General features: G+C 39.3%; 15 protein-coding genes and 3 riboswitches. Of the genes, 2 read left to right on the plus strand and 13 right to left on the minus strand.

Annotated features, from left to right (window positions below):
• Window positions 1–443 precede the first annotated feature (443 nt).
• The 7 genes from ptsG to ACQKMR_RS25460 form a co-directional block, all read right to left on the minus strand.
• Window positions 444–2513: a glucose-specific PTS transporter subunit IIBC gene (gene ptsG / locus ACQKMR_RS25430; protein ID WP_427699781.1), complete on the minus strand. Its 2070-nt coding sequence runs from the start codon at window positions 2511–2513 to the stop codon at window positions 444–446.
• 213 nt (window positions 2514–2726) lie between these two features.
• A complete protein-coding gene (glcT, locus tag ACQKMR_RS25435; protein ID WP_427699782.1) occupies window positions 2727–3569 on the minus strand; it encodes a glucose PTS transporter transcription antiterminator GlcT in 843 nt (280 codons plus the stop codon).
• Between the two features lie 145 nt (window positions 3570–3714).
• Complete coding sequence (locus ACQKMR_RS25440; RefSeq protein WP_053348900.1) at window positions 3715–5046, minus strand: NCS2 family permease; 1332 nt, start codon at window positions 5044–5046, stop codon at window positions 3715–3717.
• 106 nt (window positions 5047–5152) lie between these two features.
• Window positions 5153–5254, minus strand: a riboswitch (purine riboswitch).
• Between the two features lie 289 nt (window positions 5255–5543).
• Window positions 5544–7064, minus strand: a complete 1521-nt coding sequence (gene guaA, locus ACQKMR_RS25445; RefSeq protein WP_162878880.1) for a glutamine-hydrolyzing GMP synthase — start codon at window positions 7062–7064, stop codon at window positions 5544–5546.
• Window positions 7065–7242: 178 nt separating this feature from the next.
• Window positions 7243–7344: riboswitch (purine riboswitch) on the minus strand.
• A 26-nt stretch (window positions 7345–7370) separates the two neighbouring features.
• Entirely contained in the window at window positions 7371–9545 is a 2175-nt protein-coding gene (locus ACQKMR_RS25450) for a DUF4129 domain-containing transglutaminase family protein (RefSeq protein ID WP_427699783.1), read from the minus strand.
• Window positions 9542–10738, minus strand: coding sequence for a DUF58 domain-containing protein (locus tag ACQKMR_RS25455; RefSeq protein ID WP_427699784.1), 1197 nt, complete (start codon window positions 10736–10738; stop codon window positions 9542–9544). The genes ACQKMR_RS25450 and ACQKMR_RS25455 overlap by 4 nt, the downstream gene beginning before the upstream one ends.
• Entirely contained in the window at window positions 10738–11694 is a 957-nt protein-coding gene (locus ACQKMR_RS25460) for an AAA family ATPase (protein ID WP_427699785.1), read from the minus strand. The genes ACQKMR_RS25455 and ACQKMR_RS25460 overlap by 1 nt, the downstream gene beginning before the upstream one ends.
• 201 nt (window positions 11695–11895) lie before the next feature.
• Window positions 11896–12115, plus strand: a riboswitch (cobalamin riboswitch).
• Between the two features lie 159 nt (window positions 12116–12274).
• On the opposite strand from ACQKMR_RS25460, the gene ACQKMR_RS25465 reads away from it, so the two are divergent.
• On the plus strand, window positions 12275–12820 hold the full coding sequence (locus ACQKMR_RS25465) for a hypothetical protein (RefSeq protein ID WP_427699786.1): 546 nt from the start codon (window positions 12275–12277) through the stop codon (window positions 12818–12820).
• 3 nt (window positions 12821–12823) lie between these two features.
• Window positions 12824–13774 carry a helical backbone metal receptor gene (locus ACQKMR_RS25470; protein ID WP_427699787.1) on the plus strand — a complete coding sequence of 317 codons (951 nt, stop codon included), beginning with the start codon at window positions 12824–12826 and terminating at the stop codon, window positions 13772–13774.
• Window positions 13775–14142: 368 nt separating this feature from the next.
• Here the strand turns inward: ACQKMR_RS25470 and essA are convergent, their stop codons facing one another.
• The 6 genes from essA to ACQKMR_RS25500 all read right to left on the minus strand — a co-directional run bounded on the left by essA (window position 14143) and on the right by ACQKMR_RS25500 (window position 24051).
• A complete protein-coding gene (gene essA / locus ACQKMR_RS25475) occupies window positions 14143–14622 on the minus strand; it encodes a type VII secretion protein EssA (RefSeq protein WP_427699788.1) in 480 nt (159 codons plus the stop codon).
• Window positions 14609–17536 carry a type VII secretion protein EsaA gene (gene esaA / locus ACQKMR_RS25480; protein ID WP_427699789.1) on the minus strand — a complete coding sequence of 976 codons (2928 nt, stop codon included), beginning with the start codon at window positions 17534–17536 and terminating at the stop codon, window positions 14609–14611. The genes essA and esaA overlap by 14 nt, the downstream gene beginning before the upstream one ends.
• A 19-nt stretch (window positions 17537–17555) precedes the next feature.
• A complete protein-coding gene (gene essC, locus ACQKMR_RS25485; RefSeq protein ID WP_427699790.1) occupies window positions 17556–22007 on the minus strand; it encodes a type VII secretion protein EssC in 4452 nt (1483 codons plus the stop codon).
• 33 nt (window positions 22008–22040) lie between these two features.
• The gene (essB, locus tag ACQKMR_RS25490; RefSeq protein ID WP_427699791.1) at window positions 22041–23354 is read right to left on the minus strand and encodes a type VII secretion protein EssB; all 1314 of its coding nucleotides are present in this window, start codon (window positions 23352–23354) and stop codon (window positions 22041–22043) included.
• Between the two features lie 71 nt (window positions 23355–23425).
• On the minus strand, window positions 23426–23665 hold the full coding sequence (locus ACQKMR_RS25495) for an EsaB/YukD family protein (protein ID WP_053348965.1): 240 nt from the start codon (window positions 23663–23665) through the stop codon (window positions 23426–23428).
• 95 nt (window positions 23666–23760) lie between these two features.
• Window positions 23761–24051, minus strand: coding sequence for a WXG100 family type VII secretion target (locus ACQKMR_RS25500; RefSeq protein WP_427699792.1), 291 nt, complete (start codon window positions 24049–24051; stop codon window positions 23761–23763).
• Window positions 24052–24608 lie beyond the last annotated feature (557 nt).

A 24608-nucleotide genomic window follows, 5' to 3' on the forward strand; every position in this document is an offset into this window, starting at 1 on the left:
AATGTTTGACTTGCTCATTTTGCTTTTTTAATAGTGTGTGCTCACTTAAAAATTAACGTTGGCGCTTTGTTTTGTTCAGTTTTCAAAGAGCAATATGATCACCGCTATGTTAGCGACTTCATTATCATAACACCTATCATACAACATGTCAACAACAAGTTTCTTTTTTTCTTCTTGCCGTTGTTGTCTCAAGCGGTGTATTTAATATAATAGCACCTCCATAAAGACAAGTCAATTTAATTTTGAATATTTCTTTTTCATAGACCCCAACCTTCTTCTATATATATAGAAACTCCATATCATCCATTAATGGTAAATAGGTTAAATATACGGTTTACATAGCCTATCATTCCTCTTACCCTTACTGACAAGACTTATATTGTTATTCTGGATAAATTGAAACAGGGGGCAACTTATTACTATTGCCCCCTGTTTCATAACACTTATTTATTGAAAGAAATAATGTTATCTTCTTCTTTATCTACTTTTCCGTTCTTTTCAATCTTCACGCTTTCTCCTTCAGAAAGGTTCGTAAATACGATTGGCGTGATTATAGAAGTGGCATTATTTTTGACATACTCAATATCCACTTTTAGTAACGGCTGTCCGCTTGTCACCTTATCTCCTTGAGCGACAAGTGCTTCAAAGCCTTGACCTTCTAATTTAACTGTATCTATTCCCACATGTATTAAGATTTCACGTCCTGCATCAGAAACAATGCCTATTGCATGTTTAGTCGGGAACAGATTAACGATCGTTCCATCTACAGGTGAAACAATTAGCCCATCCTCCGGTACGATTGCAAAGCCATCACCCATCATTTTTTCAGCAAAAACCGCGTCAGGTACTTCGGTAATCGGCTTGATTTCTCCTTTAATAGGTGAAATAAAGTTCTCTGAACCAGTATCTGTTTGTAATGGTTTCGGAACAATGTCCTCAATTTGGTCCTCTACACCCTTTTCAGGAGACTCTTCAACTTTTCGAGGTCTTTTTCCATCAATTATATCTTTCATTTGTCCTTTAATTGTTTCAGAACGAGGACCGAAAATGGCCTGGATGTTATTCCCGACTTCTAGTACCCCTGCTGCACCAAGTTTCTTCAATCTATTTTTATCAACGTTATCAATGTTATTTACTGACACACGCAGGCGGGTGATACATGCATCTAAGTGTGCAATGTTTTCTTTTCCGCCCATTGCATCCAAGATATCTCCAGGCAGACTTCCCGCTGTACTTGTAGACCCCTCTTCTCCATCCTCTTCTTCCACTTCACGACCCGGAGTTTTAAGGTTAAACTTCCTAATCGCAAATCGGAATCCAAAGTAATAGATAAGCGCAAAGACTAATCCAACCGGAATAACAATCCAAGCATTCGTTTGAGGATTAATCAAACCGAACAATACGTAGTCAATTAAACCACCCGAGAATGTCATCCCGATTTTCACATCTAGTAAATGCATAGTCATGAAAGAAAGACCAGCAAACAAACAATGAATACCGAAAAGTACCGGTGCTACAAATAAGAACGCAAATTCAAGAGGTTCTGTAATCCCAGTCAAGAACGATGTAAGTGCAGCCGAAGCCATTAAGCCACCAACTATTTTCTTCCGTTCCGGTCGAGCTTCATGATAAATAGCTAAAGCAGCTGCTGGCAACCCGAACATCATAAATGGATACTTACCAGTCATAAAGGTCCCTGCTGTTAAATTCTGTACTCCATCTTTAATTTGAGCCATGAAGATGGCTTGGTCTCCTCTGACTGGATTGCCCCCACCTTGAGGAATATAACTGCCAAATTCAAACCAGAATGGGGAATAGAAAATATGATGCAATCCAAACGGAATTAACGCCCGTTCTACCACTCCGAACACAAATGCTCCAAGAGTTAGGTTAGCACCCAACATATTTTCCGAAAATGCATTTAACCCTGATTGTATCGTCGGCCAAACCAAAATCATTAATAACCCAAGAATAACTGCGCTTGCAGCTGTTGCAATGGGTACAAAACGTTTACCGGCAAAGAATCCCAAATAAGAAGGAAGTTCAATTTCATAAAATTTATTATACATAATAGCAGCCATGACACCGACAATAATACCGCCGAAGACACCCGTCCCCAACGTCGGAATTCCAAGAACGTTACTATACACCGCACCATTGTTCTCAATGTCTGTAGCATCAATTCCAAGAACCGTTCCCATAGTTACATTCATAATCAAGAACCCGATGATCGCTGCCAGCCCGGCAACACCATCTCCACCAGCTAACCCAATTGCGACCCCCACAGCAAACAATAGCGGAAGATTCCCAAAAATAATATTTCCGGCATTCTCCATTACCGATGCGACCATTTCTACTCCGCCACTCGCAAGAAACGGAGCGATATCCAACAAAGTCTCGTTTTGCAACGCATTACCAAACGCAAGCAAAATTCCGGCCGCTGGCAAAATTGCTACAGGAAGCATCAAAGCTTTTCCGATTTTTTGCAAAACGCCAAACAACTTCTTAAACATAGGTTTTCCTCCTCTATACTGTTTTTAGGCTAATAAAAACGTTTACATTATAATGACTGAATTCACCCTCTTACGCAGCCGATTTCAGAATACAAAAAAGGCATAAGCAAAGATAGGATTGAAATGAAAATTCAGGTATATAATACCCTCTTTCAGATCAATCATTCTCCTCACTTATGCCTGATCGAATCAGTAACACGTAAGTTAATGTTTTTATTTTATTTTCTTTTGTAATCGTTGAATATGCATCGTTAGATAGACAGCTTCAGCATCAAAAACCGGTTTGCCTAATTTCTGTTGCATAATTTTTATTAGCTTCCATGCAATATTGTAACACAATGGATATTCTTCTTTCAATAGCAATGCCATTTTTTCAGGTTCGTCTACCTCTTCTTCTGCCATTACACGGTCTATCATGAATCTTAAATGACGAATCAGGCGTGTATAATCGACGCTATCCTTATTAATTTGTATTTCCAACTGTTCTTCAACGACTTGGATAAGATGAAAAATTAGTTGCGAATACTGATTAACTTCCGATAAGTCTTTATTCGCTATTGCACTATGAATATGAAGCGTAATAAAACCAATTTCACCTTGCGGAAGTCCTATACCTGTCTTATCTTCGATTAGGTCAATTACATCAACAGCAATATCATGTTCAAAAGGATAGAGGGTTATCGTTTCTTTTAAGAATGGGTTTTTAATAGTCATTCCTTGTGAAACACGTTGAAGGGCGAACAGTAAATGATCGGTTAATCCGACATGTATATGTTCATTAAGTTTCCCTGACACACGATTGTTAATAAGATGAATGGATTCTATTATTGCTGCTTGCAGATTTTGATCAATCTTTGGCAAAAGCTTTTTGTAACTTTCCTGTTCTTTCACATTTTTTAAAACAAACGTTTTCTCTGCAAGATCTGGACTTAATTCTTCACCTTTCTTTCGGTTGAATCCTAAGCCCTTTCCAATCGAAACGACCTCACCATACGACGAATGAGTGGCAATCACCACGTTATTGTTCAAAACCTTTTCAACGATAAAACCATTCATTATTCTCCCTCATTTTTTCGAAAAATCATCCATATGTCCTATCAGGATAAAGTACTTGGTAATTTTACTATACACGAATTGGTCTTTCCCTTACAACATGAAAAAAAGGCCCCGTAAAAGGGACCCTTCTTACTTGCTCTTATTATTACTTCAAGAAAATAAAGTATAGAAGGAAGACGACTCCAAGACCCCACATAATTGGATGAACTTCTTTCGCTCTCCCTTTCATTGACATCGTGATGGGATAGAAGATGAAACCACAAGCAATCCCTGTTGCAATTGAATAAGTCATAGGCATCATAATAACTGTGAAGAAGGCTGGTACTGCCACTTCAAACTTATGCCAATCAATGTTTTTAAGTGAAGATGCCATTAATACGCCCACTATGACCAATGCTGGCGCAGTTACCGCTGAAGTCACAACGGAAAGAAGCGGGAAGAAGAAAAGGGATAGGACAAATAGCAAACCTGTAACCACAGCTGCAAAACCGCTTCGGGCACCAGCAGCGACACCCGATGTTGACTCTACATAAGATGTTGTAGTGGATGTTCCTAGAATTGCACCTGAAACGATGGATAGAGAATCAGCAAGCAACCCTTTACCTACTCTTGGAAGAATATTATCCTTCATCAAACCTGCTTGCTGAGCAACAGCCACTAATGTACCAGCTGTATCAAAGAAAGCTACAAATAAGAAGGTTAAAATAACGATTAACATTTGACCAGTGAAAAGCTCACCTGGATTTCCGAAAGCATCAAACGCAACTCCAAATGTTGGTGCAATGCTTGGTACTGCCCCAATTATTTTATCTGGAACCGGCACTTGTCCAAATATCATTCCTGCGATAGCCGTAATGACCATCCCTATGAACACGCCACTTTTTACGCCTTTTGTCATTAAAATAACGGTCACGACAATCCCGAACACAGCCAATAAAGTATTTCCTGATGTTAGGTCACCTAGACCGACAAGCACGCTATCATCATTCGTAATAATCCCTGCATTTTGGAACCCTACAAAGGTAATGAACAAACCAATACCCGCTCCAACCGCATATTTCAATTCAACGGGAATTGCATTAATAATTTTCTCTCGTATTCCTGATAGAGACAACAGAACGAAGATAATACCTGAAATTAAAACTCCTGTTAGAGCTGTCTGCCATGGTATTCCAAAACCAAGTACAACGGTAAAAGCAAAGAAAGCATTCAAGCCCATACCTGGAGCAAGAGATATTGGATACCTGGCTATAAGCCCCATCAGTATTGAACCAATCGCAGCGGCTAAGGCTGTCGCGGCAAAAACTGCCCCGTAATCCATTCTTAATTCATCTGGGTAGTCCTCGATGCTTTGTAAAGTTAACATCACTGGGTTTACGACCAGGATATATGCCATAGAAAGGAACGTTGTTAGACCACCCAGTATTTCCCGGCGATAATTAGTTCCCAGTTCATTAAACCGAAAGTAATTCTTCATTATGAGTCTCCCCTATCATAGAATCGTAAGCCAAAAGAAAAATGCCCCATTCACTTCCGAACGGGGCTTGACTACTATTATGTAAAGAAGTGGCAGTTAGCCTAACTCACCATTTCATTCACATCGTAGTCAAGCTGTTAACGGCAGCTTGGTAGAAACTTTTGGGCCATATCCCCAATATTATACGACAATTATGTTTTTTTATTTTATAGGTATAGTGTACCAGTCACAAAAATAATCGTCAATATCTTAAACGAATATTTTATATGTAATATTAGACAATGTTCGCTTTTGGTCCTATATATACTGATTTTTTACCCAATAACATACGTAAAATGTAAGCATTCATCCCATCCCCCCTTTTTTCGCTATTCAGGGAAACCTATTCTTCTACCTATTTTGAAACATTCATGCTAAAACTGAATACATCGAGTAACTTAAATTAAACAAAAAAAATCAGTGAAGGTTAAACCCTTCACTGATCAGATGTTTTTATTCTATTCCCACTCAATTGTTGCAGGTGGCTTAGACGTAATGTCATACACGACGCGGTTTACGTGATTTACTTCATTAACGATTCTTGTTGAGATGATTTCAAGTACATCCCATGGAATTCTTGCCCAATCAGAAGTCATTCCGTCAATGGATGTAACCGCACGAATACCAATTGTGTAATCATACGTACGAGCATCGCCCATGACCCCTACACTACGGATATTAGGAAGCACCGTGAAGTACTGCCAGATTTCACGTTCCAAACCATTCTTTTTAATTTCTTCACGTAAGATATGATCAGATTCACGAACGATTTCAAGTTTTTCATCCGATATTTCCCCTAATACACGAATACCTAAACCTGGACCAGGGAACGGCTGACGCCAAACGATTTCATCTGGAATCCCCATTTCACTTCCAAGTGCACGTACTTCATCCTTGAATAGAGTATTCAATGGCTCAATCAATTTAAATTGCATATCTTCTGGCAGACCGCCAACGTTATGATGCGATTTAATTGTTTGTGCAGTAGCCGTACCACTTTCAATAATGTCTGTGTAAAGTGTTCCTTGTGCAAGGAAATCAATACCTTCAAGCTTCGTTGCTTCATCATCGAATACGTAAATGAACTCGTTACCGATAATTTTCCGTTTTTGTTCCGGATCGGAAACGCCAGCAAGTTTCGAAAGGAAACGCTCTGATGCATCGACCTTAATCACGTTCATATTAAAGCCTTCACTGAATGTTTCCATTACACCTTCGGCTTCCCCTTTACGCAGTAATCCATGATCAACGAAAATACATGTTAACTGATCGCCAATTGCCTTATGGATCAATACAGCAACAACGGATGAATCCACTCCGCCGCTCAAGGCGCATAGTACTTTTTTATCCCCGACCGTTTGACGGATTTTTTCCATTTCGACTTCAATGAAGTTTTCCATGGACCAGTCGCCTTTGCAACCACAAACGCCAAATACGAAGTTTTTCAAAATATCATTTCCGTATACAGAATGACGTACTTCTGGATGGAATTGTACTGCATACAATTTACGTGACTCATCACTCATAGCTGAGATCGGGCAAGATGGGTTCGTCCCATCAATGGTGAAACCTTCAGGCGTTTCGACAACTAAATCACCATGGCTCATCCAGACAATTTGTTCTTTTGGCAGGTCGCCGAATAACTTAGAATCATTTTGGATGGCAAGTGTTGCTTTTCCGTATTCACGGTTTTTAGCTGGTTCCACTTTTCCGCCAAAATGTTTCGTCATTAGCTGCATGCCATAACAAATACCGAAAATCGGCAGACCTAATTCGAAAATGCGCTCATCGCAGCCAAATGCAGATGCATCATACACACTGTTCGGGCCGCCTGAAAAAATAATCCCAGTTGGATTCATTTTTAGAATTTCTTCTGCTGTAATTGTATGTGGATGAAGCTCACTGTACACACCAAATTCACGAATACGACGAGTAATCAATTGGTTATATTGGCTTCCGAAATCAAGTACTACGATCATTTCCTGGTTTTTTTGCAATTCTGTTTTCCCCGGCACAAACGTCACCTCTATTAATGTAATTCACCCAAAAAACCGAGTGATAGTTTCTTATAAAAAATATTATCATAAAAAAAGAAAAACTAAAAATCCACCCTCAAAAATACACAAAAAGTACAGACGAAGGCAGATTTTCAGCTTTCCTGTTAAAATCCGCCTTCATAGTCAAATCATTTACGGTGATTCGGTAGAAACTTTCGATCCATATTATCGAGGATATATGAAGGATATATTAGTTTAAGTTATTGTATCAATATAATAAAAAGCTGGTCAAGAGCTAGTTTTTTTCATTAAGCTTTCCCAACCGATTTGTAAGTGCTCCCATTCGCCATTTTCAACGTCTCCACGGTAAATCATCAACTCGTATCGAGCTGTTAATTTCTGCATCTCGTCTGTACCGTACACTGCATCCACATATGCGGCATACTCCCTTAATGTTTGCCCTTCCGGACGTGCTAAACCTGCACGTTTTAATTGTTTCAATAATACTAGATAGGCCGTCGCAAAATGAGAGCCAGATTTCTTTTTATAGCGGAGAATCTGCAGGTACGGGATCCACTTCCTTCTAGAGAAATAACCAATTGTCAAAAGCATCAGCAAACTTATGAGAGTGATAGAAGACCATTTCAAGATTCCTCCAAAGCTTCCCACAAACAAGTCTCCAGATGCTTGATTAGCCTTATCAGGGGTATCATGACGTTCACTAGTCTCCATCTTTTTCTGCTCTGCATTAGCTGGAGCGTTCGTCTCTGACTTCTTTACATTATCCTGTTTCAAGTCCGAATTGTAAAATTCAACTTCCCCAGTGAATCCCTTTGTTGGTTCAAAGGGAACCCAGCCAATTCCGGAAAAATAAACCTCTACCCAGGAATGAGCATTATTATTTGTTACCTTATAAACGGATTCACCCTTATATATCGATTTTTCTCCTTCTGTATAACCCTTCACCCACCTAGCCGGTATATTGGCGGCGCGTAGTAAGACGACCATTGCAGTTGAATAGTTGTCGCAATATCCAATCTGGGTCTCGAATAAAAATTGATCGACATAATCTTGACTTGCCTCCGGATAAGCAATATCATCCTTTGAATAAACAAAATCAGGACCGTCAAAATAATTTTCAATGGCTTTCGCTTTATCATACCAATTTGTTTCATTACTAGTAAGTTGCGATGCCAATTCATATATTCGATTAGGTAAGCCCTCTGGAAGCTGAGTATTTTTATCCATTAAGACACCCATCGTTTCATCCGGATCTGTGACCTTCCTTAGCTCAGCTATATCAAACCTCTGCATATCATAGGTCATTTCATATTCTTTCAATAGAAGGCGTTCGCCATCTTCCTTTTCGGAAATGATTTTGTCCATATCCTGATAATACTTGAACTCTTTTCCTTTTTTACTCTCGACTTTTTTTAAATAACCGGACTGTGGATGAAGAATATGAGAATACAATTCCATCATGGATACTTTTGCTGACATTTCATCTGCTTTTACCACTTCCGGAATATCGTAAGTATTTAACAAAGTCATTTCCTGGCCGTTAGAAAAAGTGAAAAAGTCCATCCCGTCCTCTAAGGAAACCCATCCTTTTCCAGTATAGATATCTTTGTTCTCTACTTTCCAATAATGACCTGCAGGCGCATTATTATAAAAGACAATAGAACTATCTGGCTCTATCGACCCGCCAAGTTCCGAATCATCTTCATCATACCCCACCCTTTTGTCTATGGAACTACCATCTTCTTTCATCACTTTATCGGAATAAGAAGTAATAAACGGAACTGGATCCGGCCATTGTGGAGAGAACTTAGGGGCACCAAAACCGACAAGGACACTTATCGTGATCATACCCGTTAGTAACAAGATCCATTTCTTAATAGGAGCCCTTGAAAACCTAAGCTGCTCCTGAATGGACAGACGCAGCAAGGCCAGCAGACCGAGCATCGCAAAACCAATAATGATGATTCTTATCATTGCCTTATCACCATCATAGGGAGTAAATGTATCAAGTATCGATATAAAAATCACCGTTAACATAAAAAAGAAAAAGATACTTTGCTTCACCAACACCCAGTAATGAATCAAATATGTCACTAGCCAAAGAAGCAAGAAAAAAAGTAACGTTCGAAATGGATTTGAAAGTAACTCCCATTTTCCATCGTATATATTTGAAAGATTGGCTGTGAAATCCAGCAGATAGTTCGAATGAAGAAACTGTACTGAAATCATTATATAAACACTTAAGAGAATACAGCGGATTAGCCAATGGACATGGAAATAATGCAGTAGTAGGGAAAAAATCACAAACAGAACAAAAACAACAATATTCCCTGTATCCGTGAGTTTCTCAACAGGCCTTAACCATTCTGTGATCAACAACAGACCAAAAGCATACAGAAGGACATCCATCCACTTTTCCAACATGGGCGTTGTAACATTCATTTCTTCATCACCTCTGGTCTGTCGTGCTGCAGATGCCCCTGTTTAAGAAAGCAAACCTTTATTCCCTGTGATAATGCTGCTGATCTAGATTTTTTTTCTTCATCTGTAAAGTCTGCTGGGTTTTTCACACAAAACAACATTACTCCTTGATTAGCGCGGAATGCTCTCAATAATTCGACCTTTTCTAATGTTAATTCCGAGACAACGAAAATCAAAGCTGCGTTTACCGGCAGAATTTCCTTCCTTATGCTCCCGTCCCATGCGATTAACCTACTCGGTTTTTCTTTAGCAAGGCGGTAAAAGATCTTTCGTTTCTGACTACCGCCTCCTCCAGTCGGTAAGATTTGCCTCGATCCCGTACTAGCGAAACCCATCTCTATGCCTTTTTTTAACATGGCATGTACAAAGGAAGCCGTCATTACAATTGCTTCTTCGAAGAAAAGCGATTCCTGATTATCAAGCAAGATAAATACATCACGGTTTTTCTGAACTTCAAATTCCTTTGTCATGATTTCACTTGTTCTAGCCGTTGCCTTCCAGTTAATCCAGGACAACTGATCACCTGGCTGATACTCTCTTACCCCAGACACTACTGAATGTTCCCGTTGTGTTTTTTTTGTTGATCCCACTTGACCCTGATTGAATACAAGTTCAAGATCTCTGTAGGTAAGCTCATGATATGAAGGGAAAACAGTGATTTTTAAAGGTGAATTAAATGTCGCTTCCTTTTCAAAGATGCCAAAAAAGTCTCCTATCCTGAAACGGATTGTTTGAAATTCATGCTCACCCCGTGGCAAATTGTCCAAAGTATATGTCATACTGAAGGTATGCCTGAAACCCGGAAAGACAAGTGTTTTTCTTTGCATCCCCCAATTTACCAATCCCTTCGGCAACTCCTCCTCTACCATCATATATAAAAGAGGCAGCCTGTTTTTACGGGTTACAGTTAAAGCTATTTCTACAGAATCTCCAGCTCGGCATTCTCTTTTGCTGACCTTTCTCTCAACGATCATGTTATTAATCGGATAAAAAAGTAGAATCGTAGAGTACACAGCGAACGGTAAAAATGTATAAAAAATAAACCAACTGACAAAACCTCCTTGAAACATCGCAAAAGAAAAGGAAATCGCCATAAGTAATAACAAGCCAATCACACTCATGTTTTCCTTTAAGATGCTGATCAAGTTCCGCATTAGGTCATAGCTCTCTTCACAGGCACTTGAGTCGTCGCGACAATCTGGTGAATCACCATGCCAGCATCTACTCCCTCATAATTCGCTTCTGGCTTCAAGATAAGTCGGTGGGCAAATACGAACGGTACTAAATATTGCACATCATCCGGTAGAACATAATCTCTGCCCTTCAAAAGTGCATAAGCTTGGGTTGCCTTCATCAATGCAATCGATCCACGAGGACTCACCCCTAAATATACGGTCTCATGCGTACGAGATTGATTTGCCAAATCAACAATATACCGCTTTATTGTGTTATCCACGATCACCGCTTTAGCCTCTTCCTGTAAAGCTATTAATTCCTCTAAAGTAATAACAGATTCTAACTCTTCAAGTGGTGCGGTATATTGAGCCCGGTGCAAAACCTCAATTTCTTCTTCAACACCCGGATAGCCCATTTTCATTTTTAATAGAAAACGATCCAATTGCGCCTCTGGAAGTGGGTATGTTCCTTCGTACTCAATTGGATTTTGTGTCGCCATGACGAAAAAGGGCTTCTCCAATCCCCTTGTAACCCCATCAACCGTCACACTTGCCTCTTCCATTGCTTCAAGCAAGGCGGATTGTGTTTTCGGCGAGGTCCGGTTTATTTCATCGGCTAAAATAATATGGCCCATAATTGGTCCTGGTCTAAAAATAAATTCTTGTTCCTTTGGATTGAAAATTGAAACGCCCGTTACATCTGAAGGTAGTAAATCAGGTGTGAATTGTATACGCTTAAAGTTTGCGCCTATCGATCTTGCCAGTGCTCTGACCATGACAGTCTTGCCTACACCGGGAACATCCTCCAATAAAACATGCCCCCCAGAAAGAAGTGCAACAATGCTTAGTTCTGCTATATCTCGTTTTCCAATAATCACTTTTTCAATATTCCCTAAAATCTTTTCCAGTTTTTGATTTACCTGCTTATAAATCATTCTCTACCTCCTGAGATTACCCTATTACTCTTATATAACACCTATTATATATTCTTTATACTCGACATACATTTTACATTAACCTCCAATTGAACCTTACATTGTAAGTTTACTAGATAATTCGCAAACCATAAATGAAATTCTCTAAAAATATTCATACTGCTTCAGGAAAAAGGTATGGTAAACTGTTGCTAAGTGAATATAAACCTTGCAGAAAAAGGTGCTGCCTTGTCAGCTTAATAGGGAATTCGGTGTAAAGCCGAAGCTGTTTCCGCAACTGTAAGTGCTAATGAAATAAGATAAATACCACTGTTTGAGGATAAAGATTCACACCGACAACCGTTCATCCTGTTCAAATGGGAAGGTTCTTAGAGTAAAATGACGCACGAGCCAGGAGACCTGCCTTTTTTATCGTATTATGCTCTTCGGAAGATAGGAGGATTGTACGGCAGTCTTCCCTCTTTTTCTGTTACAGATACATAGGTGATTGATGCCGACCAATGCCCTTGGTCGGCTTTTTCTTTTGCTGCGAAAAGCGACACAGAGGTGATTTATCTAAATATAAAGAGGAGGAAGAGTTATGGCAAAGAAGGATTTTCGTTTTTTATGCTATCCATACATGCGCGAATCCGAGTCTACCGTCGATTATGAAATACGTACCGACTCTTTGACGACACAAATTGGCTTGGCAGCCTCGTTTACAAAGGATGTTCCAGATGTATACCGTGATTTAATGGAATTGTTGCCGATGGCTTATCATTTAAATGGCTCAGTCCGTGGGAAATTAGCCATTACCGACAATGATCTGAAACGTTTAAGTGCAATCTACGACCATTATGTCGCTGAAGTTAAAGAGCATATTGAGACATTTGTGCTTCCGCAAGGTTCAACAGCTGCCTGTGTTCTGCATACTTGCCGTAGTGAAGCCAAAAAGTCGGTCCGTGCTTTACACAAGGTTAGTTTAGAAAGGGAAATCCCTGGAATTCTCTTTGATTACGCCAATTTGCTTGCAAATGTTCTATTCGTGATGGCTGTCTACGTCAATAAGCAACATGGTATTGAGGAGATTCCTTTTATCAGCAAATCATACCCAACCAAACCCATGAAGAAGAACACGGAGGAATAAATAATGAAGAGAACCTTACGATTTAGTTGGATTTCCACCCTGATACTTGCCCTTTTCCTTACTGGATGTGGAGTAAAGGATGACCAGACGACAAAAGAAAAGAAAGATACTAACAAGACAGAAGAAGTCAAAGCCTATACCGTTACCGATGATACTGGAAAGAAAATAAAATTCGATAAAATTCCGGAAACAGTAGTTTCACTTCAACCAAGTAATACAGAAATTTTATTTGAACTAGGGCTGGGGGATAAGGTCATTGGCGTGACCGATTTCGATAATTACCCAAAGGAAGCAAAAGATATTGAACATGTTTCCGATTCGGTGAATATCAATACAGAGAAAATTATTTCCTTAAAACCAGATGCCATTATTGCTTATACCATTGGTGATGAAACGACGCTAAAGCTGCTTGAAGATGCTGGAATCCCTGTATTCATTATAAAATCCGCGTCAAATTTTGATGATGTATATGGGGATATTGGGCAAATTGCTGAAGTCATGGGCGTAGCTGAAAAAGGCGAAGAATTGGTGAAAGATATCCAAACCCAAATTACAAGTGTTGAGGAAAAAATTGAAACATTAGATGAAAAGGAACAAACCTATTTTGAAATTAGTCCAGCTCCAGAAATCTATACAACAGGATCGGAAACCTTCCAACAAGAAATTCTAGAGACTGCAGGCATTAAAAACATCTTTGCCGATCAAAAAGGCTGGGTTAAAGTTTCAGATGAAGAAATTGTCAAACGAAACCCTAATACTATCCTTACGACTGCTACCTATGCAGATGATGCTGTTGATGAAATTAAATCCCGAAAAGGCTGGGAAAATATCAACGCCGTGAAAAATAATCAAGTCTATCTACTTGATGAAAATATTATGTCACGTCCTGGGCCAAGGATTGGTGAAGCTGTAGAGCTCGCAGCAAATACCGTTTATCCAGACCTATTTAAATAATGCGAAAGAAGGATGTTCCAAAGTTCTTGGAGCATTCTTTCCTTTTTTATCCCTGCTTCTCTGAAGTCATCACTACAACCACACACTCTTCAGGAAGTGCCGCCCTTCATCGCTCATCCCTTATATTTCTTTTTACTTGCTTCTTTTAAGGTCTCCCTTTTTTGCAAAAAACGAACCACCTGCTCTTCTTTCATCTTTATGCTAAAATGAATGCAATCTACTCATAAAAAATTCGAGGTAATGATCATGTATAAAAGATTCTTTATATGGGTCTTAGCAGTCGCCCTTTTTTTAGGGATTCTTAAAACCTTTCTAGACATGTAACAAAAAAAGCCCGATTCTGACTTTCTTCAGGAATCGGGCCATTTTTATTTTCGTTTCGCTTCTCCATTCAACTTCCCCATTTTCGGGATAAGTATAAAAAACAAACAAATAACAGCTATTGCTAAAACGATACCTAGCAAAAGCATCAAGTCAAAATTAACGGAAGACTCTGTTCCTTCATTGCTCCTTGTTCGAATGTTCACTTCTGAAAATAATCCCAGTTGTTCTGCTTTCGAAGCAATAGTATTATTGTTCTCCGTTACAGGAGAAAGGAACAGAGAGTCCTTCGTCGTGTCTAAAACATCATATTTCCCTCTTTCAAAAGTAAGATCTTTTTGTTCTTCCGGCAGCATCTGCTTCTGTTTCAATAATTCTTCCTCATGAAAATACTCCGTTTGAATATCAATATTTTTTTCATGATACTCATTCGGCTCCACCATGGGTTCCTCTATGGCATGCCCATTGGTTGGCTGGCTAAAGAACAAAATAAACAAGGCTAGAAATAAATATTTATTCCGCTTCATGGGCCATTTCTCTTCTTTCTGTAAAACGTTTCATCAAATATGGAATGATTGACCCGATAAGCGTGAGTATGCACAAGACAACAACAGCTGGTAAAAAGGCCGCCTGACTATCGTATTGAATAGACATATATACATCTGCCACCGGATGATCCACATTGAAATTAGGCATGATCAAATCTAGTAATGGTATGGTAAAGAAACTAATCAATCCAATTACAAGGATAGCACCTACAAACGGCCCAATGGAGAAGGCTAGTCTAGTAAACGCTGAACAGAAGAATAAAAGCAGGACAGTGAAAACAGTCCATTCAATCGCCTGCATATCACCAAGCGGATATATCTTCAAACCATACATACTGATAATCAAGCCAACTATCAGATTCAATAAAGTAAACAACGCCGCATGCACCATCATCGGAATTGTTGCATAGTGATGCAGGAAGAAACCGATTAATAATCCCGAAATCAGTATGATTACTAACATGACGATTGGTGGAATCTTAATCTCTTCCTTTTGAAGTACTTCCCCGCTGATTTGAACAGGATTCGCTAAATATTCATATACATACCCGTTCTGCTGATCATCAACGAGCGTGTTATTTAAGACACTATATACATCCGTCTTAATTTTTTCCGTTGATTCTACATTTTTGGACCAATTATTATTAAGCTGGTCCGCTCTTTCCTGAACCGATCCTACTTTCGTCTGCAGGTCGGCTGTATCATTCACAACAGTGTCTTGCCGTTCTGCTACAGAATTGACAAGGTCGGAAATGTAGCCGACAGTTCTTGCCGTATTGTCTTGAAGTGTTACAAACATTTCACCATTAAGGCTTCCTGCAGGTTCAGCCTCTATTTCGGGAACCTCAATATTACCTGTCAAATTAGCAGACACTTCTTGAGCCCTCTCTGTAATGGCCGCCAATTCAGCTAATGTGGCTTCCTGCCCTGACTCGACGTTTGCATCATATTCATCTATATAACCTAAAATGGAGTTGGAGAACATCCCAAAGTTTTCATTAACTCCAGCTAAACTAGCTTTGACAAGTTTCGCTTCTTCATCGATGTTTCCAGAAACGCCTTCCTTTAAGTTCTCTAATTCTTTTATATTGGCAGCAAATACTTCATCTAGATTCGCTTTCGAGACTCTTTCAGCCAGTTCAGAATAAGATGAAAGTGAACCATAATAGGCAAGGAGGGCCACTGAATCACGGTTCGTGATAGAATCATTAAAGACTTTTACTAACACCGCTCGCCTTTCTCCCCCTACTTTTTCAAGTAGTGCCTGTTCCAGATTTTTAATTTCAGTAATGGTCTCGTCGATGGTCATACTCTGGATGTCTTGTAACTTTTGGATATCCTCCTGTGATTTTTGCCATTGGTCACCTAAATCCTTATAATTCGTGCCAAGTTTATTATAATCACCCTGTAATTGTGTAAACTGAACTAACAAATTATTATATGAATCTACCAGTTCATTAAACTCCGTTACGACTTGATTATAATCTCCCGTTCTACTGTTCACTGTGCCGCTAAGACTGTTGATTTCAGCTTGGAGGTCTGCTGTAAGAATGCTGATTTGTTCTGAAGCCCCTTCACTCCCCTCTGCCGGCACCAAACTTTCAAGTGCGGTGTTAATGCTATTAATTTGGTTCAGCAGTCCCTGAAGGGAGAGTTCATCGATTGGTTCCTTTTTTGAAGGAGCTGCATCTGATTCATCTTTTCCCGTTTCCGTTTCAATATCTTCTATCGGGGTAGTACCTCCTCCAATAACACCCCCATCACCAGAGCTACTTGCAAGATTTCCGCGTTGCTCTAACAAGGTAGCCTGAAGGGTATCGAGACTCGCTTCTTCCGATTGTTTAAATTGTTCAATTGAGCTTTGTTGATTTCCTGTGATTTTCGAGATTTGTTCCACTTGTTTGTCTTTTACATTTGCAGAAAACTCTTCCAGTTCATCATTACTAGTCTTAAGTTTCTCCTGCATAACCTCAACATTCTCATTAATGCCTTGGTCATTTAAACTGTATTTCGTATTCATCCCCTTCTGAATCTCTGGTACCTCCTGGGCTCCCTCATTCATCACCGAATCATACTCTTGAATACTCTCTTTTATAAGTTGTTGATTTTGGGTGGATGCCTGCGTAAAAAGATTACTTTGAGCTTTTTGATATTCCTCGAATGAAACAACATCCTCCAAGAAGGAAGCCATCTGAGCTTTTGTGTTTCCTATTTCACCTAATGTTTCATTAGTCGTTTTCCCAGCATCCTTCGTTTGGGAAAAAACTCCTTCAAGCATATCCTTATGTTGTTTAATTTCCCCAGCAAGGCTTTCCGAGCTTGGGGTATAAAATTCGTACATCGTGTTTTGAAAAGTAATTTCTTTCGCAAGGACATTATCGAACTTCTTGCGGATGTCCTCGACAGATTGGGAAACATAGCTCCAATACTGTGTTGAAATATGTTTATTCATTTTGTTCTTTGTCTTCTCTAATTCCTTTTGCACTTTTTCCATATTTTCCGCATTCAAGCTCGTTTGGACTTTATACTTAATACCAGCTTTGATTGGCTGTTCATCATCGAACGTGTAAATATTCTTTGAAAAATCGGATGGAAAATAAATAACGGCATCATATTTTTTACTTGCTAGGCCGCTTTCCGCTGTACTTCTGTTGACCACATACCAATCATATTCTGAATCCTTGTCCAAGGTAGTCACAAGCTCTGAACCGACATAAATTGGATTTTTGTTATACTCCGTGCCATCGTCTTCATTGACAATAGCTATTTCACGAGAAGCCGTTTCTGTTTTTTTCATTGGATTTTGTCCAATATAAGAGAAAAACAGGATTGGAAGAGCCAGGATTATCAATATTTTACCCATTAATAGCATCGGTCTTATTTTTTCAGACACTATCTTGCACACTCCTTCTTTATTCACTTAGTGGAATTTGAACCTTACTTTCCTTTCCATTCAGCACAAAGTAACCGTAACCAGGCTGAATTTCATCTTCTTTTCTGGAATAGGAGAGCGTATACAAGCTTTGCTCTGATTTTTTCAGAAGCAAGACAGCCTGTCTGATTTGTTTCAATTCGGTCGTCAACGAATCATACCCCTTGGTGAAGTCGTTAGCGTTGCCAGCTACAATCAGACAAAAGCCGAGATGGCTGTACTGTTTCATCAAACCACTCAACCGGTCCTGGATTCTGCTGTCAATCGTTTGTTGAATCCTTGAAATGCTATCTATGACAAAAATAATTGATGGGAATTCAAGCTGTTTCATCGGTTTCCGTTCCAAAGCTGCTAGATATTGGCGTTCACGATCCTCAAAGATTTCATTGATATGATCGAGCCAATCAGTTATTTGATCTTTTGTCTCCACATAACGTACCTTCTCCTTGACGGCATATGGGGATAGACCACGATCAACTCCGTCAAATAAACCAATTTCTCCAACAGACTGGGTCAGCAATGATTCTAAAAGTACTTTAAGGACATTTGTTTTCCCTTTACGCGACTGTCCCATGACTAGCAGGAATGGATTTGAATTCAAATCCACACAAACAGGCGTAACGCTTTCCTCTGAAAGCCCAATTGGAATGGAATCCTTCTGTATAATTTGTGGGTAGTATGCCTTGAAGCTGGCCAAATCTAGACGTGTTGGCAGCATTGGAATAGCCGGTGGCTTATCTAGTTCCTTATATTTATCCTTATGCTCAGCAACGACATGTTTCATTTCTTCCAAAACGGCTATATCATCATCGCCGCCGGCTGGTAAATAGACCTGCATCAAATATGTTTGGTCTTTTTTTACCAACGCCCGCCCCGGTACTGGCTCATTTTCATAAGGTGTTCTACCCAAGACTGAATATTGTTCAGAACTATCCATTAAATAATGGACGATCTTCGTTTTTAAACTGTTCATTAATGGCTGGCGGATGGCATTGATTCTCGTCGCCGTCAAAATCATGAAAATCCCAAGTGATTGTCCATCACGCGCAAACTGAATGAATTGCGCTTCCTGATCATGCATTTCATCCTTCACTAAGTCAAAATTGTCAACTATGATATAAATAATCGGCAATTTATCCTCTGTTAACGTGTTATAAAGTTTTATATTACTAAGCTCTCTTTCTGAAAAGAGCTGTTTCCTTCTTTCCATTTCCGCCTTCATAAATAACATGAATTTTTCAGTTTTCCTCATCTCATCAAACCGGAAGTAATCTCCTGTATGAGGCAACTGTCGCAGCGGGAGTAACGCACTGTTTCCAAAATCAAAAATGTAATAATGCAGTTCTTCAGGGGTGAACTGATCTGCAAAACTAAAGAGAAGCGTCAAAATCGTTGTTGACTTGCCGTATCCGGAAGAGCCAAAAACCCCGATATTTCCATCCTCAATCCAGTTATAGATGTAATTTGTCTGACTCTGCAATTCAGGCTCATCTTTCATCCCTAGATAGAACTGATTTTTCGTAAGGCTTCTTTCGTCATTTCTCGATAGACGATCCCTTAGAGGCGGAAGCCACGGACTTGCCAACTTCTCAATCTTCATTTCTTCCTGCGTCTTCACAATTTCATCCGCTACGGCTTCAATTTCACTAATCTTTTCTTTCCTCTTATTAGTAATTTGTTCTGCTACATTTGAGATTTGAACAAGGCCAAGATCTGTGACGAGAGCCACTTCATCCTCAGATCCCACCGTATCCTCTAAATAAGAGGCTCCGCTCCAGGCTGACTGAAACAGTTCGTAAACCTCGTTATTTCCTACCTGCAAATATCCTCGTCCGGTGACGGTAATATTTGCAGCATCGCTATTTTTCAAAATTTCCTTACTATCATTGGCATCCTGCACCTTTAAGGAAATTTTAAAGCGGGCATTACTCCAAATCTGGTTATCAATGACACCGCCCGGCTTTTGCGTTGCCAAAATTAAGTGAACACCTAAGCTCCGTCCAATCCGTGCCGTACTAACTAATTCACGGATGAAATCGGGTTCTTCGTTTTTTAGTTCGGCAAACTCATCTGATATTAAAAATAAATGTGGTAGAGGCTCATCTGCTTTCCCTTCTTTATATAAATCCGTGTAATCGTTGATATGATTGACCTCGTACCGGTCAAACATGCGCTGGCGTTTCTTCAACTCGCTATTGATAGAGGCAAGAGCCCGGGCACTGAAGTTTTTGCTTCCTTCAATATTTGTAATAACCCCAAGTAAATGAGGAATCTGTTTAAAGGGCTGTGCCATCCCCCCACCTTTATAGTCAATAAGCAGAAACGCAACTTCATGGGGATGATAGTGCACAGCCAACGACAGGATATAGGTCTGCAGTAATTCACTTTTCCCTGAACCCGTTGTACCAGCTACCAAACCATGAGGCCCGTGCGCCTTTTCATGTAAGTTCAATTCAACCCTATCAGTTTTTCCTTTTAATCCAATAGGCACTGCCAAAGATTTGGAGGATTGATTGGTCAGCCAGTTTTGACTGATAGGCAACTCTCCTACCTCACGCGCTTTCAGCAATTCTAGGAATGATACAGTTTCTGGAATCGAATTGTTCATTCCTTTTTGATGATCAAGCGACCTAAGCAAGCGGGCATAACGCTCATTTCCTTCTTTTGTATGCTTATCGAGCGTAAAAGGAGTATGAACAGCCTTCGTTTGCTGAATGAGGATCTCACCGTCACGATCATTTATATACTTCACAAGTGTATGGACATTCTCTGTCAAACTCTCTTTTGCATCCGCAGCAAAAATCGTTGAAATACCCAAATGGTCTGTTTTACCTTCTAAATATTCTAGAATGACATGTTCAGCAATTAAAGTTCGATCCGTGACAATAAAAACAAAATGAGGAGTAAATCTTACTTTCCCTTTGTTCTCATCCAAATCTCTTTCCCTCAGCAGCTGATAAATCGAAGACAAAAGCTGGTCACGTGATTGCTCATTATAAATAAAGCCTTTGGCATATGCATGTGGCAGTTGAAAATGAGGGAGCCACTTCATCCATTCCCATTCTCGGTAATCTTTTTCTGGAAAAATCGCCACAAATCGAACATCATGATAGCTGTGAAAGAAAGCCAGTTGGCCAATCAGCTGTTGCAGCTCCCGTTTGACAATGGATTCCTTTCCTACTAGGCCCATAGAGCCGCTTGATAAATCGATGGTTAACGGCAGGGCATCCAGATTTTTGTAAATATCCACAAGTTCCTGAGACTGCTCAAGTAAATCATCTATATCCCGATTTGACATATCGTTGCTATTTACCGCCACCTCATAACTTGATGGTATCGTCGCCGTCCCAATCTTAAAGTGGAGAGAGTCTTCACTTTCTAATGTCCGCTCCCAAATTCGATCGCTAATGTTATTTGTTAGACGCTTCATTTTTTCAAATGAAGGGTAATGATAGAGCAGCACTTTCTTTTGCTGTGCAGAAAGCTCTTGTAACTCTTCTCTCTTTTGCTCCAGATAGCGTGTATACACACGTTGACGTTTTTCAGCTCTGAACTTTTGCTTCTTTTTGTCCTTAAAATATTGCACCGTCGAGGTAACTAAAGTTGTTGTGAACATCACAATCGATATGATGATGAAAATTCCCCGTGGCTGAATGATTGTGATGACCCCCATGACAATCAGCATCATTAACGGAGGCATAAGAATTAGCCATAACCCTCGATTATTATCTTCCGATTCTTGGCTTGGAAATGATATCGTCACTTTCTCATCCGGCAATTCATAGATCATCCTAGGTGTCCGTCTATACTGTGGATAGCTTTTCTTCATTTCGGAGATTGGTTGCAATATTTTAGATAAGGATGTTTCATAACTATCCGCACTATTAATCATCAATAAGTCGCCTTCAAGTAACCTCAGCACCATATATGGCCAGCAAATCAAATCGCCATTTTGAATAGCAACCGTTGTTTTTACTTTTTCGCCATTCAGAAAAAGACGGCCATCATTTGGTATGAGCAGCCACTGCCCTTTGCGAAGGACAATGGAAAAGGCACTTTCAGAATCCACTCCTCCTTTGCGGATAGTCGCTCCCGCTTTGGCTGATAAAGATATTTCTTTCGAATTGCCAATATAATAAAGGCTTTCTTCCAATTCCCCTGCCGTGTAGAATATCTCAAATGCTTCTAAACCCTCATGGAAAGTAAAGGACTGGAACGGCTTTACATCCCCAATCTTTTTGTCTCCTCTAAATACCTCATATTCATCAAGTTCTTCATGTTTCCTTAGCTCAATATGGTCTTGGTCGAAAGGAATGGAGTAAACAGTGATCGTGTCCTGATGTGATGGTCCAATTGTAATTGGACCAGTATGAATATCCTTGATTGTATAGGATTGGTATGTATCCTTAAAATAAATCCATAATAAACTCATTAAATCTCACCCCCGCAAAAGGCCTGTAAACACTCACTCTTTGCTTTTCTCTTTCTCTTTTTCTTTTTCTTCAGTTGATTTTTTCGATGATTCCTTACTTTCTTCTTTTTCTTCAGATGCAGGCTCTTTTTTCTCTTCCTCTGTAACAGCCGGATTTTTCTGTTCCTCGACTTCCTCCATTTGCTTATCCAATTCCTCTTTTTCTTTTCGATATTGTGTCAGCTCATTATCCACTTCTTTAATTCGCGTCTCTCTTTCTTCTCCAGAAAGTTTATCGTCTAACTTAATTTGTTCTTTCTGGTTAACCAGACCGTACATAATCAATTCGCGATCCTCCATGATTCTCGCCAAATCGATCGCATCCTCGCTCATACCCCTGCCTATATAAATCCAGTAAAGCAGATACTGGCTATCAGTCTGTAATGTTATCGCATTTTCAACATTTTTCTTTCTGACATCATCCAATGGTTCATATGTAACATAGGACTTAGCTAGCTCATATTGGACGACATACGGCATGCTTTTAGGATTGTAATTTTCCAAGCGGTCAATGACTTCACTGTATTTTTGTTTTAAAAAGCTTTCCCCGCTTTCCACATATGCTTCCTGCCTTGGGTGGGAAAAGAATAATGTGTAAAGCGTAAAGAACAGCAGCGGCACTATAGCAATCATGGTTCCCCAAAGTGTATAACGTTCTATTTTCCACTTTTTTTCAGGGATATGAACAAATGTTTTTTCTTCGCTCTCTAAAGCATCTATCTGACTTTGAATAAGCAAAGCTAGTTCATCCCAAGTCTCCGTTGTTACTATACTCTGTGATTCCTTCGATAGTTTAAGGGTTTTATAGTAAAGCAGATACTGTTCAAAAGTATATTGCTCATCCACAAGTGTTGCGATCGTTGCCTTGGTTTCTTGAAATAACTGATCTTGAATTTTCTCATAAGGAGGCAGACTGTTTTGTACTCCATAATGGAGAAAGTAAGGGGTCAAACTTGGGTCAAATACTATATTTTCTGGACAGACCACTAGTTGCAAACGAGTTAATTCATGGTTTCTAATTTTCTTTACAATCTGATAGGACGATAACCATCGTCCTATCAGATTTTTATTATTGGCCTTAGAAAAAGCAAAAAAAGGGGCTGGTGGAATTACCCTGACCTGCACCTCGTCCTCTGTTACTTCAATATGTTTCTGGAGAGCATCATCCACCTCATGAATCAGCTGTAATTCCAATGGGTTCTGCATCAATAGTTTAGCTCGCTGGAAAACAAACACATACCCATTATCATCCTTCTTCATTACAGCTTCTGTTTGTTTCTCCAAATATGATGATTTATTCTCATCCATTCTATGTACTCCTTTACCCCTGCTAAAGGGCTTTAGACTTTTTTCCTATATCCAGTCCACACTTAACCACACTATAGGATTTCTAGCCGGTCTCCTGTCGTAATTCCGCTATCAAGTAATGTGTCATACCCGGAACAAACGAACTCTTTATTCTGGACTCGTACCCAATACCCTTCCTTTGGTGTACAAGCTATATTTTTTACCTGCCAGACAATCTCCACAACTTTCTTAATTGAACGGTAATTCGACACTTGCAAGTCAAATACTTCTCCCGTATACCTTTTTAAATCAATTGTTAATTGAATATAAATGGAAACCACCTCTTTTAAAGCAAAAAAACACCACGATCTTCTTTTAGAGTCGCGGTGCTTTTTCCTAAAAACTTCTTATCTCTTTTACTTTCTAATTATCCGCGAATTTGACTAGCAATTTGATTATCTGTGTCTTCAAGGATTTGAGCTGATTTATCCAATTGTTGAGAAACTTCATTTAGCAAACGAGCCATATCCATGAATGAAGGTTTTAATTCTTCGTACTGCCCTACAAAAGCCTCACTTGAAGAACCTTCCCAAATACCAGTTAAATGGTCTCTCATTTTGTCTAGACGACTAATGATATCTGTTACCTGTTGGCTCTCATTATCATATTGTCTAGCTACATCTTTCAGTTCTGAAGGTGTTACGCGAATTTGTGACATAGTAAAACTCCTCCTTTAATTTAATTTAGTTACATTTTAATGTAACTATACAAATTCTGCCATATAAATAAGTAAAAACTCGAAAAATGGTAAATTATGATTATATAAAAAACCCTGAATATACCATTATCAAACGTCTAAATACCTGTTTTTAATTAGTAAACCCTATTTTGGATATTTTACATTTTATAAAAACTCTATGCCCACGAATACGTAACTGTTATGGAAAATACATTTCTTTTACCCATAAAATAGTGACTTTAGACTTTCACTAATCCTTCCAATTATATTAATCAAACGATTGATTAAATTTTTAGTTTTCCTAAACAAATCGAACCATTAAGTGGTAAAAGATCATATCCACTTCTTTAAAACAGAGTGGGCTATCTGTAAAGAATCCTAGGAAGAAAATCGAAAAAGGACATCCAAACCAAAGGATGTCCTTTCAGACTGTAGACAAACTTGATCTGACCCAATAAAGTTAGACATATAGTTTAAGCAGCTTCTAAGACCTGAGTTCGGTATTCTATCGGACTCAGGTCTTTTAATTTTACCTT

Origin of the sequence: Peribacillus sp. NPDC096540 (assembly GCF_050278525.1) — a bacterium.
In the GTDB taxonomy this organism is placed as follows: domain Bacteria; phylum Bacillota; class Bacilli; order Bacillales; family DSM-1321; genus Peribacillus.